The organism is Paenibacillus sp. JT31N17, assembly GCF_056269255.1.
Genome location: NZ_JBWDNP010000001.1, coordinates 1,431,308 through 1,447,401, shown reverse-complemented (window position 1 = coordinate 1,447,401; position 16,094 = coordinate 1,431,308). Strand labels below are relative to the sequence as shown.

The window sequence follows — 16,094 nt, the reverse complement described above, 5'->3', positions numbered from 1 at the left end:
CCTACAGGAATTTCACTTGCCGGCAGTAATCTATCATTCGTCCGGCAAGCTGCTCGTTCATCTCATTCCATACAAAGCCCGTTCTTTCTAACAGCGCGGCCGTCTTGTCGCTCCTGATATGGAATAAAGTGTGTTCGGCCGGACTGTCAAGCTCTCCCCAATCATCTCCGATGCTGTGCAGCTGGATGTTATAGATAGGGGATGAATGTCCGCGGACCTTATTTTCATCATAGACATAGTCCAGAAACCGTTCGATCGACGCCTGTTCCACGCCGAGCGACAAACCTGGAATCGTCAGCAGCTCCGACATGCTGACAGGGCTCGGATTGTAAATATGATGGGTCTCATTCTTCAGCTCCATTCGGTCGAACAAGCTCACGATTGCCCGGCTTACGTCATCCACGCATGAAAAATCCGTATCCCTCTCCATTTCCGGAATCAACCCGATCGTGACATAGGATTGGATTAAGGAATATAAAGCGTTCTGTGCGATATTTTCCTGGAACTTGCCGGATCTGGAGTCGAATACGATGTTGCCGACACGGAAAATAGTAACGTCGACTCCTTTTTGTCTTGCTTCCCTCAATCGTTTCTCTGCTATGAGCTTCGTTTTCGAGTATGGACTCGTCAGGGCTTGTCCGACATCGCAATCGAATTCGGTAAACAGGATGTCCTTCTGATGTTCAACCCTGCCGGAAGCGACGGCCATCGTCGAGATATGGTTAAAATCCTTGATCCGTCCCGTGAGCGCAAACTCGACTAAGTTATCCGTAGCCACAATGTTGGCCTCATAAGATTCGTCGTATTTGCCGTAATGGCTGACATTGGCCGCCGAATGAATAATGCATGGAATGAGTCCGCAAAGATCCCGGTACCCGCTGTCATCCATTCCCAGATTCTTCTTCGTTAAATCACCGTTATATACGAAAATTCTCCGGTTCCATTCCTCATAAAAGTCCGGTCCGAAATAAAAACCGAGCTTTTCTTTGATCCGTTTCCCGGCTTCCTCCCGGCTCCCGCTTCTTATGATAAGATGCACATTGCTGCTCGAGTGCCTTAATAATTCATAGAGCAAATAGATTCCCAGGTATCCCGTGCTTCCCGTCAACAAAATATCCTTGTATTCCACCCTGCGGGTAAGGCTTGTTTCGTTATATCCCCTGCTTCTCTCCTCGTATAGACGGCGTTTTGCTTCCCATTCATTGCCCGCATCCGCGGGCGAAAGATATCTTTCTCTCCGCGCCAGCAAGTACCGCTTCAATTCGTCCTTCGGTAAGAAAGGGCCTTCTGTCTTGAAGCCGATATGCTGTGCCAGATCGGACACCCGCGGATATTCAAACAGTTGACGGATGGATATCCGAAGGTCCTTCTGCAGTCTGGATACAACGTTGACGGCAGACAGCGAGCTGCCTCCGAGTTCGAAGAAATCATCATAAAGGGTTATATTCTTTACGCCTGTAACTTCCTTATAGGCTTCAATAATGAGCTGTTCCTTATCTGTCATTGGCGTCCCGTCTTTTGCTGCCAGCTGCCCGTTACTGCCCCTGGCCGCATCCCCGCCGACCCGGCCCGTCGTATCCCGATTGTCGGCTCCGCTTCCGGCTTGACCGGCGCGAATGCTGTAATACTGGCGATCAAACGCATACGTGGGCAGCGGAACGCGGAATCTTCTCTCTCTTGCGTAATAGCTCTGCCAATCGATGTGCGCGCCATGAATATGCAGCCTGCCGATTCCGCGAAGCAAGAATTCGTCGTCCGGCACATTATCAATGGAGGACTTTACCATATTCACGATCACATTCCGTGCTGCCGATTCTTCGTCAAGTTGCTGTCTGACGAATGCGCTTAATGTCTTGCCAGGCCCTACCTCGACAAAGATACTGTCCGCATCCGCCAATAATTGCCCCACACCCTCGGAAAACCGGACGGTGCCGCGCAAATGCTTCACCCAATACCGGGGGTCCGCCGCTTCCTGGGCGGTTATCCATTTTCCCGTGACATTTGAAATATAAGGAATCTGCGGCTCGCCAAAGACGGCTTCCCTGGCTTTCTCTTCAAAGACGCTTAGAACCGGGTCCATCATTGATGAATGAAAGGCATGGGAAGTCTGCAGCCTCTTATGACGGAGACCCTGCCGGTCCAGTTCTGCCTCCAGATCATTCAATTCTTCATATGAACCCGAAACGACACACTGTGACGGACCGTTTAAAACGGCAATGGTCAGACCGGGGCCAAGCAGCGGCAGCAGCCTCTCTGACGTCGCCATCACGCTCAACATGCCGCCCGCCGGCAGCCGCTGCATAAGGTCGGCGCGTGCCGAAACCAGTGCCAGGGCATGTTCGAGCGACAGCACTCCGGATAAACAAGCGGCCACATATTCGCCCAGACTATGTCCGATCATGCCGTCCGGGCGGATCCCCCAATTCATCAGCATCCTGGCCAGCGCATATTCAAAAATAAAAATTGCAGGTTGAGTATAGGATGTTTGATGAATCCTCTCGTTAGTTCCCTCCCCGATATGTGCCGGATACAAGATTTCCTTCATATCATATCCCCTTAACCTGGCCAGGATATGACAGCATTGGTCTACCTCTTCGCGAAATCCTTGTTCTTCTCTATACAGCTCCAATCCCATATTGATATATTGGGAGCCTTGTCCCGGGAACATGAAGATGACCGGCTTGACGGAGCCGGACACCTTCGCCGTCTGTACTTTGGCAGAATGCGCTGAAGACAGCTCCCGCTTGGCCTCGGCTGCATCCGCCGCCGCCAGCACCCTGCGGTACTTCATCTGTTTTCTGCCGACCAGAAGCGTATAGGCCGCATCGGCCAAATCAATGTCTTCGTTCTGGTCCAAATAATCGGCCAGCCTGCGGGTCTGTTCATCAAGGGACTTCATGGTTTGCGCGGAGAGCGACAGAAGCTGGACCCTTCTGCCGCGGTCCGGGCTGCCTCTGTCCGGAGCTTCCTCGAGCACCAGATGAGCATTGGTTCCGCCGATTCCGAATGAACTTACCCCGGCTCTTAATGGAAAATCCGAATGCTTCCACTCAGCCGGACGGGTGTTGACATAGAACGGGCTTCGTTCAAAATCGATTTTGTCGTTCGGCTTCGCGAAATTAATGCTCGGCGGAATCAGCCGGTGCTTCAGGGAAAGCGCTGTCTTGATGAAACCGGCCACGCCCGCAGCATTATCGAGATGCCCGATATTCGCTTTAACTGATCCGATGCCGCAGTAGCCCCGCTTGCCGGTATTAAATGCCAGCTTCAGCCCTTCGATTTCAATCGGATCGCCGAGTACGGTCCCGGTCCCGTGCGCCTCCACATAGGTGATGCTTTCCGGTTCGACTTCCGCCATGAGCAGAGCGGACCTGATCGCATCGGCCTGTCCCTCTATGCTCGGAGCGGTAAAGCTGACTTTATCGCGGCCGTCATTGTTGACCGCCGACCCCTTTACGACTGCGTAAATATAATCTCCGCCCTCCAGGGCATCCTGCAGCCTTTTCAGGACCACCATGCCCGCCCCGCTGCCATTGACCGTTCCTTTGGCATTGGCGTCGAACGGTCTGCAGTGTCCGTCGGGTGACAGAATCATGCCCTCCTGATACCAATAGCCTCGTTTCTCCGGCAGTGTGATGGATACGCCTCCAGCCAGAGCGATATCGCATTCGCCGCCCAGAAGACCCTGACAGGCCAGATGAATGGCAACCAATGAAGATGAACACGCCGTTTGAACCGTATAGCTTGGGCCCTTCAAATTCAGCTGATGCGATAATCTCGTGCTGAAAAATTGCGATCCGTTCAACAAGTTAGCTTCTCTCATAAAGTCGGGCGCTTGTTGAAACACATCGTTCATCCAATATAAGTTTGTTGACCCTCCGATATAGACGCCCGTTAATCCGTTCCCATGCTCCCCGCAGCAGCCTGCTTGCTCAAGCGCTTCCCAGGCACATTCATGCAGCACTTTAAGCTGGGGGTCCATCACTTCCGATTCCCGGGGGGAGTAGCGGAACAAATGGGTGTCAAACCATTCCGAATCACGGATTACGCCCCCGGCTTTGACATAGCCGGGACTACGGAGCGTCTCCGGGTCGACGCCCGCTTCCTGCAGTTCCTCATTCGTGAAGAAAGAGATCGCTTCCGTTCCGTTCTTGATCGTATCCCAGAAGCTGCGGATATCGTTTCCGCCTGGAACCCGGCATGCCATTCCGACAACCGCGATCTCCAACCCGTTTGTCGTATGGTTGTTCATAATTTCCCACCCTCTTTTTTTCTCTGCATTCTTTGCTTTAACCGATTCTTCGATTCCTCCCTGACTTGATCCCGATCCGGGCCGCTTCCTTCCCGCACGCCTTCGTCTGCTGTCGCCCCCAAGTGCCTTGCCAATGCATGGATAGAGGAATAACGGAACAGTTCAACCACCGGCAGGTCGACGTTCAGCCGTTCCTTCAGGAGGACATGCACCTCGATAATATTCAGGGAATTTCCGCCAAGCTCGAAGAAATGGTCGTGGACTCCTACCCGGTCCGTTCCGAGCACCTGCTTCCATATCTCCGCTATCGCCTGCTCAAGCCCGCTTGAAGGCTCCGCATAAGCGGTTCCCGAAAGCATATAGATTTCATCTTCTCTTTCCTGTAGTGCCTTGATATCGATTTTACCGCTGGTCGTTACAGGCAGCTGCGCAAGCTGCACGAATCGCTCGGGAATCATGTACCCGGACAAATGCAACCCCAGGTATTCCCTTAATTCCGTTGTGGTTACAGCGTCTTCCGCGACCACATACGCGCACAGGTAGGCTTCGCCTGACGGATTCAATTTTGCCGCGACAACCGCATCCTTAATGCTGCCATGATTAAGGAGATGATGATTGATTTCGCCCGGCTCAATCCGGATTCCCTTGATTTTGACCTGATGGTCGAGTCTTCCCATATATTCGATGCCGCCGTCCGGAAGCCATCTGACCAAATCTCCCGTCTTGTACATGCTCGCCCCATCCAGGAACGGGTCAGGGACAAACCGTTCGCGGGTCAGGTCCGGTCTGTTCAGATACCCTCTTCCCACTCCAGCACCGGAGATGTTCAGCTCTCCCGCCACCCCCAGCGGCACCGGGCGAAGATCGCGGTCCAGAATATACGTTCTGTAATTATCTAAAGGCTTGCCGATCGGCAGGCTCGCACCTGCCTCGCTGCCGTCGCAGATATGGTAAGTCGTATAGATTGTTGTTTCGGTCGGCCCGTACAGATTCACGATCTGATCGGCATGGACGGCGCTTCGCAGCTCGTCATACAGATTTCTGCTGAACACTTCTCCCGCCAGCATGACATAACGGAACCGGTGATTAACGAGATCGCGCCTGTTGTTCAGAAGAACTTTCATATGGGCGGGTACGGCGCACAGAACGTTAACTTGGTGCTTCGCCATGTAGCTCCAGAGACGTCCGGGCTCGGCAGCCGTTTCTTCGCCGGGGATATACAGCTGTCCGCCGGAAAGAAGCGGCAGCAGCATCTGCTGCACCGACACATCGAAGGTGAACTTGGCCAGAAACAGATGACGGCATTCCCGGTCGAACTTCAGCCGGGCGGTGAATCCCGCAAGCTGATTCGTCACGTTCCGGTGCTCGATCATGACGCCCTTCGGCTTCCCTGTCGTGCCGGATGTATAGATCACATAAGCCAGATCGCCGGGAAGATTGACGTTCTCCGGGCAGGATGCTTCTACCTGGCTTACAGATTCGTCATCCAGGGCGACCTGATCAAGCTTCAAAAGCTCCTGAAGAGGGCGCTGCGTCACGATTAATGAACAACGGCTGTCCTCCAGCATATAGCGGATCCTGTTCACCGGGAAACCGGGATCAATCGGCAGATAAGCGCCCCCGGACTTCAGTACTCCCAGTACGCTTATGACCATTTCGGCAGATGGCTCCGCAATGATTCCGACAATATCGTTTCGTTTCACTCCCTTGTTTCTCAGAACGCGGGCAAGCCGGTTAGCCTGCTCATCCAATTCGGCATATGTCAGCTGCTTGTCCTTATACACGATAGCGGTCTCCGTTGGAGTGTCCCGCACCTGCCGCCCGATTAATTCATGTACCGTCTTTTCGTACGGGAATTCAATCTGCGTATAATTGAAGCCTTCAAGCAGCAGCCGCTCATCCTGGTCGGACAGGATGCGGATATCCTGCAATCGGACATCGCGGTTTTGAGCGATTTCCTCAAGCAAACGGATGAAATGGCCGGCCATCCTTTCGATTGTTTCTTCCGCAAACAGATCCGTGCGGTATTTAAATCTGAAATCAAGGGTGCTCCTCTTCTCAAGGGCCCGAATGGAAAGATCGATCTGGGCCGAACGCTCCTCAACCGGATATTCCCGGAAGGACAATCCGGCAGTATCCATGGCCGCGCGATCATCGCTTTCCTGCGCAAAAATCACATCGTATAAAGGATTTCTTCCCGTGTTCCTTGGAACTCCCAGTTTATCCACCAGTACTTCAAAGGGATATTGTTCATTCTCGAAGGCCTTCAGCGTATTCTCCTTGACTTCGCCCAGAAGAGCCATGAACGTCTTTTCCCCGCATGGAAAGTTTCTCATGACAACCGTGTTCACGAACATGCCAACGATCCGTTCCAGACCCGGATGGGACCTCCCTGCCGTCGGCGAGCCGATTACAATGTCCTCTTGCCCGGTGTATTTGAACAACAACGCGTTAACCGCGGACAACAGCAGCATATATAGGGTTGCCCCGCTTTCTGCGGCAACCGCTCTTAAGCCCGCAGTCAATTCTGCATTAGCGAGGACGCTTACGCTGCCGCCCTCGAACCGCATGACAGGCTGCCGCGGATAATCCGTATTCAGTTGAAGCTCGGGAACCCCATCCTTGAACAGATTCAGCCAATACGCCTCTTGCCTTCTCCTGTCATCGGCCGCATTCTGCTCAGCCTGCCATACCGAATAGTCTTTATATTGCAGCTCGAGCTGTCTCTGGCTCATCCCTGAGTACAGTTCGGAGAATTCCTGCATCAAGATATCCATCGACGCGCCGTCGAAGACAATGTGATGGATATCGGTCAGCAGCAGGTGCCTGTTGTCTCCAACCTTCATGAGCTTGACTCTGAACAACGGCTCCTTTTCCAGATCGAAGGGCTTCACAAAGTCATTGACTGCACGCTGAAGCCCAATTTCTTCCCCCTCTTCGATATCCAGCGTGAAGGTAATGTCGGGTCGGATCGTCTGCACAAGCTCGCCGTCCTTGAATATGAAGGAGGTTCGCAGCGATTCATGCCGGCGGATAAGACGTCCGAGCGTATCCTCCAGCTTCCGCCGGTCAAGACCGCCCTCGATCATATTCACAGAGGTCATGTTATAGGCGAGCGAACTCCGATCCAGCTGCCACAAGATGAACAGCCGCTTCTGCTGCGAAGGAACGGGATAAGTCCCGGCTGTTTCCACAGGCCGAATGGCCGGATATTGCCGCCCTTGCAAGCTCTCCGCGTATTTGGCGAACGCTCTTATGCTGGGATGACGGAACAAGCCGCTTATTTGCAAGCTGGTTTCCAGCTCCCTGTTGATCTTCAGCACGATGGCAGCGGCTTTAAGCGAATGGCCTCCCAGTTCAAAGAAATCATCATGGATGCCAACTCTCGCCACACCCAGAACCTCTTCCCATATGCCTGCGAACAATCGTTCCATATTGCTTTCCGGTGCGGCATAAGGCGAGCTTGCGGCTGTATCCGGATCCGGTGCGGGCAGGGCTTTCCGATCGATTTTCCCATTGTTGTTGAGAGGCATTTTGCCGAGCTGCGTGAAATATGCGGGTATCATGAAATCGGGGAGCTTCTGGGCAACATAGCTTCTTAATTCTGCAACCGGCAGCTTCAGGCGGGAAACGAAATAGGCGCATAGCACATCCATGCCTGCAGAATCTTTCATGGACACTGCAATGGCCTCTTCCACGCCGGGATGCTGCAGCAGGCAATGCTCTACCTCGCCAAGCTCGACACGGAAGCCTCTGATCTTGGTCTGAAAGTCTTTGCGGCCGAGAAATTCAAGCGTGCCGTCCTGCATCCATCTTGCGAGGTCTCCGGTTTTATAAATCTTTTTACCCGGATAGAACGGACATTCCACGAACTTCTCGTTCGTCAGATTCGGCGCGTTATAATAGCCGAGCGACAGACCGTCTCCGCTGATGCATAACTCGCCGGCAACACCAATCGGCTGCAGGTTCGTATCCTCATCCACGATGTATATTTCGGTATTGGGCAGCGGTTTGCCGAGCGGAACAATTTCCAATTGCTCCATATTCAGGCGGTTAAACTTGAAGGAGGCCGCGATATCCGTACACTCCGTAGGACCATAGGTATTGATGACATCGGAGCGGCATTCGGGTGATTGGAGCCATGGCTTCAGCTTTTTCAGATTAATAGGCTCGCCGCCCACGATCACATGCTTCAAAGGGCTTAATTTGCGGTATTCGTTGTACTCGTTGTAATCGATCAAAGGGTAAAGGGCACTCGGTGAACAATTGATAACCGTAATCCGTTCACGGGCGATCACATCCGACATCTCGTTATAGTCATACATCCCTGCGGTGAACAGGTGCAGCCGCCCGCCCACCAATAAAGGAGCGAACAAATTTTTATGTGCCGTATCGAAGCTGAGCGGTGCGATCAGCATCAGGTCGTCAGCATCGCTCAGCTTCAGTTCGCGTATATACCAATTCAGCAAATTGACGAATGAACGCCGTTTCACCATTACCCCTTTGGGCACGCCTGTGGTTCCCGAAGTGAACAGAACATACATCATACCCTCCGGGTCATACGTCAATCCCGGATTATCCACAGCCTCCGGCACGCTGCTCGCCAAGGCGCTCCCGATATCGACGATTTTCATCTCCGCATCAGAAATATTTACTTCAAGATTGCCGTTTACCAGAATAATGCCGGCCTGCGAGTTGTTCAGCAGAGACCTGATTCGTTCCTCCGGCAGGCTCGGGTCAATCGGCAAATACGCTCCCCCGGTCTTTAAAATCCCCATCATCCCTACGGGCATCTCAAGCGATCTTTCCACCATGATCCCGACAACGCTGCCTTCCCCGATCCCAAGCCTGATCAATAGATGGGCGATTTGATTCGCTTTGGCGTTGAGTTCCCTGTAGGTCAGCTTTCGGTTCTGATAAACGACTGCTGTTTGATGCGGGGTTCTCTCCACCTGCTCTTCAAACCAGTCAACTACGGTTTTGTCCTTTGGATAAGGGGCAGCCGTTTCGTTAAACTCGTATAATAGACGGCTTCTCTCTTCATCCGGAATTCCAATCCCGGACAATAGGATGTCAGGGTTATCCAGAACGGTTCTGAAGAAGTGAGTGAAATGATTCGCAATACCGCGAATGGTCTCCTGCGTAATGCCGCCTGTCTTAAACGATACACGGCAATGAATGTGCTCTCCCGCCAAGTTGAACTGAAACGTCGTATCGGCGGCGGATTGACCGGCGGAAGCATTATTTTGGATATTTTCCAGTAAGACGACCGTTCGCGGTTTAGGCAGATCTCCGGCAGGCGTTTCCAGATGCAGAAGCCTTGCCAGCTTGCGGTAGGAAACTTTCTGGTGCTTGCCCGCATCCGAGACGGTTTGTTTTACCTCGAACAGAAGATCCTTGAACGTCATGCGGCTATCCATCACATTTCGTATAATCAAATGGTTATCCTGAAAAGCCGGCCCGGACTTCGTCCTGAACACCGGAATCCCGACAACAACATCTTTATTTCCCGAATGTATGGATAGCAAATATTGAATTCCGCACAGCAAAATGATGAAAACACCGTATTCCGACCCGTTGCTCACGGCCGTAATCCTGCGTGCAATTTCATCTGGAAGGTTAAACGTATGGATTTCTGTATCCTGAATTTCCGTACGCACCATCTTGTGATCAACCGCAAAACTGCTCATGCCCAAATCGGCTGACAATTTGCCGAGCCAATAGATTTCTTCTTCCGTTAATCGATCGGTATCGTTATCATGTCTGCTGTTTGCGGGAATGTTTGGGGTATGCATTATAACCCTCCTGATCAGTACAAAAGTTGTATTGATTGTTGGCTTGCACTCAATGCTCCGCTAAGGTGTCGTTAATCAGATGCAGGATATCGAAATCGTTATCGTTAATGAAAAAATGTCCTCCGGGATAGCCGTGAAGGCCAAACCGCTCCTTCGTAAAATCCTTCCAATGCATCATATCCTCATAAACGATATCGTCCCCTTTCCCGTATAATGCGGTGATATTGGCGTTTAGCCTGGCATTGTCCGGCATAAACGCATATTCTTCGATCAGCCTGAAGTCGGATCTCAATATCGGCAGAAAAATCTCCATTAGCTGTCGATTGTGAAGAACCTCTTTGGGCGTGCCGTTTAATTCATCCAATTTTTTCTTGAATTCTTCCTCGGGCAGCTGGTGAAGATTATGGCTTCGTATCCTGTTCGGCGCTCTGACGCCGGAAACAAATACATGCCTGGGAGGATGAATCCCTTCACCCTCCAGCTTTCTGCAGAGCTCATAAGCGATTAGTCCGCCCATGCTATGTCCAAAAAAGGAATACTTCGTTCCGCTGATATATTGTTTTACATATGCAAACAGATCGCATAAGGCATCATTCATGTCTTTATAGCAAGTGTCCTGAAATCTTTTTCCTCTGCCGGCGTAGGGGACTGGCAGCAGCTCAATGCCGGGAAGCAAATGCTTGCGCCACGGATAGTAGATAGATTCAGATCCGCCCGCATAGGGGAAACAAAATAGAAGCATGTTATTCATGAGTGAATCCTTCCGGCAATATTTCTTGAGCTGCGGCTTTTATGTACTTTCCTTCAACGAATAAGCGCATCTCTCCGAATGATTAAATTTCTAATATTCTGAATCTTTTATATGCGGTTTTCCATATGAATTCGTTTCGAATCTGATAGAATCGTTTTTCATCCCGCACTCAATTTTCAAATATGCACATTATTCCCTTTATTTCCTCCAAAACGTTGAATATCAGGGTCAATGTTCCCTATAATTTCTCAAATATGTTGAAAAATAGGGATTAATCATGATAATTGACCTATTTCAATTCCAATAACTGATGTAATACAATTTATAATATACTAGTAATAATTGAAAGTGCAACATATTTTACTTATTCCTGCCAATTATTCCTGCCTGTTTTTTCTCCTATAACCTCTCTGTTTTACAAACACTTACAAGGTTTTTCGTAATGTTTTTGCAAGACTCAAGTTATTAAGGAGGGCAACAATAATGAGCGACGCAGCAAGCCGTTTGGAAGGAACGCAGCATCATGAATTGGAAAAATATCGTTTTTCGCCCGAAATACGCAGCCAAATACGCGAGCTGCAGCAGCAGAATAATTGGTACAATTATTTCGCCATAGGACTGGACTGGCTGATCATCTCGGCGGTTATCGCCCTTTTTTACTTAAAGCCTACGATATGGATGTATCTCATCAGCATCACAATCATAGGAAGCCGAATGCGCGGTCTGGATATCATGATGCATGAATCCAGCCACAATATGCTGTTCAAAAACCACAAATTAAACAAATGGATTGCCTGCTTATTTGCAGCTTACCCCATTATGATTTCCTATCGAGCCTACATCAAGGGCCATATGACCCATCACAAATATTTGTGGAGCGATATTGACCCCGACAAACTGCGGTATCAATTGGTAGGGCTAGATAACCCTCCGAAGAGCAGGTTGGAATTTATTCTCCGTCATTGTCTGAGACCTTTGACCCTGGTTCATGTGCCCCGTTATTTGAGCGGAATGATCAAAGTAACGATGTATTCCAAAGACGAAACGCGTTTCGACAACATCGTGCGGGGTGTATATTGGGCATTGATCATATTCTGCTCCATCTTTTTCGGATTTTGGCTGGAGCTTATACTTTTTTGGGTCATTCCTTTTATGACGACGCTGCAAATACTGAAATATTGGGCTGAGATGGCCGAACATGCCGGCCTGGAAAACGATAAGGAAATGTTTGCGACAAGGAACTCCTTTGGAAATTGGTTTGAACGGGTGCTTCTTCATCCTCACCGCAATTCATATCATTTGGTTCATCATCTTTTCCCTGCCATCCCCCATTATAATATCAAGAAGGCGCATCTTGTTCTGATGGAAGATTCCGAATACCAGAAGGCACATCATTGCACCGGTTTTTTCCTGTCGCTGGCCCCGGGCTTTTCTTCTGTTATTGACGATATTCAAGGCCGCATTCCGTTTTGGAATAAATTAAAAGGCAGATAATGGGGAAGCGTACCCCAATGAGATTCCTGCTTTTTCTATCTCACTTACCCGATTCCGCAACATGCCCTAACATAAATCACCACCCCCACCATACTCTATTTGGATAGTTATAACCTGCCAATTCGCACAAGAAGGCTGCCGCGTCAAGCGGGCAGCCTTCTTATGCGCCGGGGGTTCAATTTCATCATGCACCTGACCGCAGCTATGTTATCATAATTGTCATGCAGCACCCAAACTGCTCGATACGGGAGGGATCTCTGATGGAATTGAAACCCGGAAAACCTGTTGGACTATTACACGTTAATAAGGAAAATCCCAAATTTTCAGCTTCCCGGTACTCCCCCTCCACCGATCTCATACCTTTCATTGAGCATTACTGGATTGTCCGCTGGGATCTTCGGGGGAAGGAACCGCATCTTCAAGAAACCCTGCCTCATCCTTCCGTTCATCTGGTGTTTGAAAGAGACAATTCGCGAATTGTGGGCGTTTTTAAAGGCAGGTTTTCAGTGCTTCTCCAGGAACAAGGAGCGGTCTTCGGCGTCAAATTCCTGCCTGGAGCTTATTATCCCTTTCTGAACAATTCCGTTTCAACCCTGACGGACCGCATGGTGCCTTTCCGGGAAATCTATGGAATGGGCAGCCAGGCGCTGGAGCAGCGGCTTTTTTCCCAGGAGACCGCAGAACAGATGATTCCTCTTGCAGAATCTTTTATTCGGGAACGTCTCCCAGAACCCGACACCAATGTCGAGCTCATTAATAACGTCGTTCAAACTATCGTCTCCGATAGAAGCATCGTTAAAGTTGATGACATTGTGCGGCGCTTCCCTCTAGGCAAAAGGCAGTTTCAGCTCTTATTCCGTCAGTATGTGGGGGTCAGCCCCAAATGGATCATTCAACGCTACCGGCTTCACGAAGCGGTCGAGAAAATGGACGATGGCGATATTCCCGACTGGTCAAGGCTTGCTTTGGAGCTCGGCTATTACGATCAAGCCCATTTCATTCATGATTTCAAATCTATCGTAGGAACATCCCCGGAAATCTACACGAGATTGTTAAATGAACCAAAGCCGGACTAAGGCTGTTAAAGCGGGTGTTTATAGAGTTCGATCACATTGCCTTCCGGATCGCGTAAATGGGCAACCCTTGCATTCCAGGCCTGCCGGTCATGAGGTTCATTAAGGAGCTCCACTCCTCTTTCCTTCAAACGGGCGCACACCTCGTCCACATCATCGACGGCAAATGCGAGTAAAAATTTCGACTGTGATTCTGTACCGGTTGGAAGATGGTTTTCATCGAGCACTTCAACGATATTTTCACGGGAAAAAATTTCGAGTTTGGTTTCGCCGGTATTAAATGATGCGAACTGCATCTCCTCTGAGGAAAACCCCATTGGAAACTCCATCACGTCTTTGTAAAAGGCTACACTTTCGTGAAAATTGTTCACCAGCAGTCTGACTTGGGATAATTTCATTGTTCCACTACCTTTCTGTATATATTGCGGCTAACCCGGGAGTAAAAAGGTTTCCTATGCCCAATTTAACAAAATCAAGGGAACGCGGTATTGTAAAAACGCGATAAAAATATTGTAAGGGAGCAGAGTAAGGGTACATGATGGGGATGAAGGCTTGCATATAGACTATGATCAGCCGTATATACAAAGAAGAAATGAGTGTGGGTAGGCGAAGCAGAAACTAATATGTTCCGTGCACTGAATTATTTTGGAAATAATGAATGAATCGTATCTTCAACTTCCTGTAACAACCCTTTATATGCCTCCCCATCAAGGTTTCCTATGCTGCCAAAAAATAAATGTCCCACAGGTTCAATACCAACGAAGTCCAAGATGCCAATATCCGACGTAATTTTCAATCCGGCGGTCATCCCAATCGTATCGTAAATTTCCAGGGGAGTAGCATGTGTGTTGATAATAAATCCCTTCTTGCCTGTCAGCATCTTAACGATACCTTGTTCACCAACACTATAGGCAAAGCCGTAAGAGAACACGCGGTCAACATAACCTTTAAGGATCGCGGGAAGTCCCGTCCACCAAATAGGATAAATAAATGTAATAACTTCCGCTTGCGTAATAAATTCTTGTTCCGTTTTAATATCCTGCGGTGTTTGCCCGGCTCTCATCGCAATTGAATCTTCTGATTTTAGAACAGGCTGGAAATGGAGTGCATACAGATCACGCACAATAACCTCATGGCCGTTTTTTGTTAATGCAGCGGCTGCGGTTTCCAATATCGTGTGGTTAAAACTTTCAGTTTTTGGATGGGCAAAGACTATAAGATGCTTCATTTTAATGTCTCCTTGTCATTTTTAAATGTTTTAGACGAGTCAGTCTACGATTTTGCCGCAGGTCAAGTTGGCGATGGCGCCAGTAATGGCGCTGCCCGATCCGACACTATAAGGACTGCCGCATTCGCTGCTTCTTTGAGTCATGGCATGTTCATTCCTCCTTTGATTCGAAAAGCTTGCTGCTGGGAACGTATAGGAGGCCATTCTGATTCAATTATATCGTATGGCGTATGAAGCCGTTTCTTATCGATTGCTATTATGACTAAAAAATCAAACAACTGCATGATCTCAAACCACCCTTTTGATGCCGGGGATCCTGCGGATGAGCGATGCTGCCGCGTAGGAGAGAATGACGGCGGCACAGCCGACCAATACAAATTTTACAATCGGATGCCAGTCCAGAGAACGAAGCGCAAAGGACACATAGGTCACAAACAGCGCATGAATGATATAAACGAGAAAAGCGTTGGAGGACAGCCATCCGGTAGACAAAGCTGCCGCGCTGTTCCATCGTTTGCGGAACCATACCAGCAGTACATAGGAGATCCCCAAACCAAGCAGCGGATCGATTATTGCATAAAAGGCAGCTTGCCAGCTCATTCCCCCCATGAATTGGGATATGTCGCCCTCCAATGCTCCTCCGAACGCCATCCCTGCAGGAAACAAGACGATCAGCAAAATGACGATCCCCCTCCACTTCCGGGCGGCGTCTTCGGTCAGCTGCTGCAGCCAATTTCCGCGATTGGCCGCAATGCCCGCCATGAACAAGCCGATATAGGCCGGAAAATATGCCAATTGCAAATGCATTACCTCGGTTCCAACGGGGTATGCCAAGCGTACGATAAAATTTGCAGCCATGACGATTACAAGATAACCTGCTATAAGCCTCGGTGTCAGTGCGGGAGGTTTACGGAGAGGCTTGCCTGCCGTCATCACTCGATAACCCGAATAGATGACGAAGAACAGCAGCAGCGCCACCAAATACCACAGCGGCCCTACTTCAAATTCAATCAAACCCCGGAGCGGATGAGGGATTACCTCCTCTTGGATATATAGACCCAGTGAACCTTCATGCCCGGTCGCAACATATCTGAGGAACGGAGCAATAACCAGCATATAGAACATCAGCGGAATACCGAACCGGACCAGGCGTGCCTTAAGGAATCCGCCTCCCCCTTGGCGGTCATAGGAAGCGGGGGTCACAAACCCGGAAATAAAAAAGAACAGCCCCATAAAAAACGATTGGTTGACAGCCGTAAATATCGTAAGCAGTGTATTTACCACAACATTGTCCTGATGCTCGTAATAAAACCAGCCTCCCGAACCGCCATAAGTAATTGCCGTATGGTGGAGTACGACCAGCACCGTCAAAAAAACTTTCAAGCGGTCCAGATAGATTAATCTCTTCTCCATTTCTGCATCCCCTTTCGTTCTCATGCACCAACAATAACACGGGGGTCATGGTAAGCTCACCGAAAGAAAGAGGATAAACCGCGCAAAT

Annotated in this window: 8 protein-coding genes; 2 read left to right on the top strand and 6 right to left on the bottom strand. The window is 49.8% G+C overall.

Annotated features, from left to right (window positions below; genetic code table 11):
- Nucleotide 1: 1 nt before the first annotated feature.
- From AC0YOB_RS06095 to AC0YOB_RS06085, 3 genes are read right to left on the bottom strand one after another with little or no spacing between them, the layout of a single operon-like run.
- Nucleotides 2-4,252 (bottom strand): beta-ketoacyl synthase N-terminal-like domain-containing protein, encoded by a 4,251-nt coding sequence (locus AC0YOB_RS06095; protein ID WP_475792001.1) that lies wholly within the window; start codon nucleotides 4,250-4,252, stop codon nucleotides 2-4.
- The gene (locus AC0YOB_RS06090) at nucleotides 4,249-10,047 is read right to left on the bottom strand and encodes an amino acid adenylation domain-containing protein (protein WP_475792000.1); all 5,799 of its coding nucleotides are present in this window, start codon (nucleotides 10,045-10,047) and stop codon (nucleotides 4,249-4,251) included. The genes AC0YOB_RS06095 and AC0YOB_RS06090 overlap by 4 nt, the downstream gene beginning before the upstream one ends.
- Before the next feature lie 49 nt (nucleotides 10,048-10,096).
- On the bottom strand, nucleotides 10,097-10,798 hold the full coding sequence (locus AC0YOB_RS06085) for a thioesterase II family protein (RefSeq protein ID WP_475791999.1): 702 nt from the start codon (nucleotides 10,796-10,798) through the stop codon (nucleotides 10,097-10,099).
- Nucleotides 10,799-11,281: 483 nt separating this feature from the next.
- Here AC0YOB_RS06085 and AC0YOB_RS06080 point away from each other — a divergent pair, with 483 nt between their 5' ends.
- Both AC0YOB_RS06080 and AC0YOB_RS06075 read left to right on the top strand, forming a co-directional pair.
- A complete protein-coding gene (locus tag AC0YOB_RS06080; protein WP_475791998.1) occupies nucleotides 11,282-12,292 on the top strand; it encodes a fatty acid desaturase family protein in 1,011 nt (336 codons plus the stop codon).
- 260 nt (nucleotides 12,293-12,552) lie between these two features.
- Nucleotides 12,553-13,368 (top strand): DUF6597 domain-containing transcriptional factor, encoded by an 816-nt coding sequence (locus AC0YOB_RS06075; RefSeq protein ID WP_475791997.1) that lies wholly within the window; start codon nucleotides 12,553-12,555, stop codon nucleotides 13,366-13,368.
- A gap of 5 nt (nucleotides 13,369-13,373) precedes the next feature.
- On the opposite strand, the gene AC0YOB_RS06070 is transcribed toward AC0YOB_RS06075, so the two are convergent.
- From AC0YOB_RS06070 to AC0YOB_RS06060, 3 genes are all read right to left on the bottom strand, one after another.
- Nucleotides 13,374-13,763, bottom strand: coding sequence for a VOC family protein (locus AC0YOB_RS06070; RefSeq protein WP_475791996.1), 390 nt, complete (start codon nucleotides 13,761-13,763; stop codon nucleotides 13,374-13,376).
- A gap of 242 nt (nucleotides 13,764-14,005) precedes the next feature.
- The gene (locus AC0YOB_RS06065) at nucleotides 14,006-14,593 is read right to left on the bottom strand and encodes an NAD(P)H-dependent oxidoreductase (RefSeq protein WP_475791995.1); all 588 of its coding nucleotides are present in this window, start codon (nucleotides 14,591-14,593) and stop codon (nucleotides 14,006-14,008) included.
- 288 nt (nucleotides 14,594-14,881) lie between these two features.
- The gene (locus AC0YOB_RS06060) at nucleotides 14,882-16,006 is read right to left on the bottom strand and encodes an acyltransferase family protein (RefSeq protein ID WP_475791994.1); all 1,125 of its coding nucleotides are present in this window, start codon (nucleotides 16,004-16,006) and stop codon (nucleotides 14,882-14,884) included.
- Nucleotides 16,007-16,094: the final 88 nt, after the last annotated feature.

What these genes read in the sequence shown, in the direction of transcription:
- AC0YOB_RS06095 (WP_475792001.1), bottom strand. Translation starts at nt 4,252, where the DNA reads ATGAACAACCATACGACAAACGGGTTGGAGATCGCGGTTGTCGGAATG.
- AC0YOB_RS06065 (WP_475791995.1), bottom strand. Translation starts at nt 14,593, where the DNA reads ATGAAGCATCTTATAGTCTTTGCCCATCCAAAAACTGAAAGTTTTAAC.
- AC0YOB_RS06080 (WP_475791998.1), top strand. Translation starts at nt 11,282, where the DNA reads ATGAGCGACGCAGCAAGCCGTTTGGAAGGAACGCAGCATCATGAATTG.
- AC0YOB_RS06075 (WP_475791997.1), top strand. Translation starts at nt 12,553, where the DNA reads ATGGAATTGAAACCCGGAAAACCTGTTGGACTATTACACGTTAATAAG.
- AC0YOB_RS06090 (WP_475792000.1), bottom strand. Translation starts at nt 10,047, where the DNA reads ATGCATACCCCAAACATTCCCGCAAACAGCAGACATGATAACGATACC.
- AC0YOB_RS06060 (WP_475791994.1), bottom strand. Translation starts at nt 16,006, where the DNA reads ATGGAGAAGAGATTAATCTATCTGGACCGCTTGAAAGTTTTTTTGACG.
- AC0YOB_RS06085 (WP_475791999.1), bottom strand. Translation starts at nt 10,798, where the DNA reads ATGAATAACATGCTTCTATTTTGTTTCCCCTATGCGGGCGGATCTGAA.
- AC0YOB_RS06070 (WP_475791996.1), bottom strand. Translation starts at nt 13,763, where the DNA reads ATGAAATTATCCCAAGTCAGACTGCTGGTGAACAATTTTCACGAAAGT.